The organism is Leisingera sp. F5, from assembly GCF_001593695.1.
Genome location: NZ_LUKH01000571.1, coordinates 1 through 2,106 on the forward strand (window position 1 = coordinate 1; position 2,106 = coordinate 2,106).

Consider the following 2,106-nt stretch of genomic DNA (forward strand, 5'->3'; position numbering starts at 1 on the left):
GCGGTGCCCAGTGCATCGACCGCACAAATCGCATGGACCTTCACCCCGCCCACGCGCACCAGGAAATCGGTTGGACGGGTTGAAAACGGATAAGCCAAGGCAATCTCTCCGCCGCGCACATGCACAAGATCGCGCCGTCCCAGATCGGCAAGCGTTTCAGCGGAAAATTGGGAAATTGGAGGCGGTGTGCCATCAGCCAGAAACGCCTGCAGGATCGCTTGATGAGCCTGCCGCGCCGCAGGCGAGAGCCCGCCCCAGCGCGCGGCCAGCCGCGCGTTGCTCATGAGTGCGGACAGAGCTTCTAGGACTGTTGGGTCCGAAAGGGTCGAAGTGTCCGGAAAATAGGTTTCAGCGGGCTTTGCCATCAATCTCACTTTCCTTTGGGTGAACTGCATGGGCCTGACCCCACTTCCGTTCCGGCAGTACTAACGGCGTGGTTCGGAGAGTAAGACAAGCTTGTCATCGATCGCTGGCTGACTGCCTTTTGAGGTCGGATAGCACCGCCACTGCAGAGTTCATGCGAGCGCGCGCCGGTATTCTGCGATGGTGAAGTGGCTCTGCTCGAAAGCACTCGCCACAACAGCCAGCCTGCTGCCAGAACCAGGAGGAGTACGCCTCCAAGTTTGACAGCGGGGTCGGCCATCACTGACAGGAACCCGCCAAGCGACGATGCGCCGGTGGCCGGCAGGAGCCCGCCACAGCAGACGAGCTTGAGCGCGACCAGCGCAGCTAGCGGGCCTTTCCTATCATCATCCTTCATCATGGCTCCTTTCGGTTGCTCAGAGATACTTGCCCCCGCGCTCCGTGACAGCGATGACACCCAAGGCGCCAATTCCGATCATTCCACCAAGCCATTTCCACCCCTGGCTTCCGAGGTCCACAACCCCATACCCGTGAGTCAGCACCACCAGCGCCATCACCAGAAAGTATGGCCCGGTCCAGAAGCAATGACGCCGCCCGCAGCGGCGTGCGTTCCAGAGACAGGCCGCCCCCATCCAGACGAGAGCCCCGGCCCAGACCCATGTCTTGGCCGGATGCACACTGCCGAACACGGCGAACATTGCTACCGCCGGAGCCCCCCAACCTAACAGCACACCATGGCAGCTGGAGAGAAGATCCGTGGTTTGCCCGCGTCTCACGTCGTCACCCAGCGCAGCAGCTGAGTTTCGCCACATCCTTGTCGAAGGTCTGTGCCGCCAGTTTCAGCCCCTCGACTGTGGTCAGATAAGGAAAGACCGTCTCGCCAAGCGCCTTGGTGGTCATGCCGAACTTGAGCGCCATGGCCAGTGTCTGGATCGTGTCGGAGCCCTCGGGTGCCGCGATCTGACCACCCAGCAGACGGTCGGTCTTGGCATCGGCCACCAGCTTGATCACGCCGCGGGTATCGCGCGCCGCCGCCGCGCGCGGCACGTTGTCGAGCGTAATCACGCTGGTCTTGACCTCGTGCTCGGCCGCTTTTGCCTCGGCCTCCGAGAGACCGACGCCAGCCACTTGCGGGTCTGTGAACACCACCCAGGGCATCGCGGCATTGTCATAGCGCATTGGCTCCAGCTCCAAGGCGTTGTTGATCGCCACCTTGGCGCCATAGGCCGCCATGTAGACAAATTGGTCGCGGTCAGTGACATCGCCCGCCGCCCAGACGCCCGCCCGTGTGGTGGCCATGTCGGGGCTCACAATGACCGACCCGCGCGCATCAGTTTCGATGCCCAGTTCTGCAAGTCCAAGTCCGTCAGCGTTGGCCAACCGGCCGGTGGTCACAACGAAGCTTTCCGCCGTCAGCGCCTCGGTCTTGCCATCGCGTTCGATGGTCAGGGTGACACCGCCCGCATCTTGCGCGACCGAGGTGTAAACCAGGCCGGTTTCGACCGCGATGCCTTCCGCCTTCAGTGCCTCGGTAAGCGCCTCGGCCACCTCCGGTTCAGCACCGGGCAACAGGCGCGAACGGGTGACAAGCGTGACCTTCACCCCGAGCCTTGATGCCATCTGCGCCAGTTCGCAGCCGATATAGCCACCACCCAGCACCATGATGCTGGCAGGACGCGCGGGCAGGGTCAGAAGGCCGGTAGAATCCAGCACGTCCACTTCAGCGATGCCCTCGATATCTGG

The 2,106-nt window shown here is 62.7% G+C and carries 2 protein-coding genes and 1 pseudogene; all 3 read right to left on the reverse strand.

What is annotated here, in order from left to right; genetic code table 11:
• Positions 1-365 (reverse strand): annotated as a pseudogene (locus tag A2I95_RS33375) (organomercurial lyase); the annotation flags it as partial.
• A 414-nt stretch (positions 366-779) separates the two neighbouring features.
• Positions 780-1,061 carry a hypothetical protein gene (locus A2I95_RS33380; RefSeq protein ID WP_291736745.1) on the reverse strand — a complete coding sequence of 94 codons (282 nt, stop codon included), beginning with the start codon at positions 1,059-1,061 and terminating at the stop codon, positions 780-782.
• An 82-nt stretch (positions 1,062-1,143) separates the two neighbouring features.
• A partial coding sequence (locus A2I95_RS33385) for an FAD-dependent oxidoreductase (RefSeq protein WP_291736747.1) occupies positions 1,144-2,106 on the reverse strand: 963 nt, incomplete at its 5' end.

Coding starts and splice junctions, on each gene's coding strand:
- A2I95_RS33380 (WP_291736745.1), bottom strand. CDS start 1,061: ATGTTCGCCGTGTTCGGCAGTGTGCATCCGGCCAAGACATGGGTCTGG.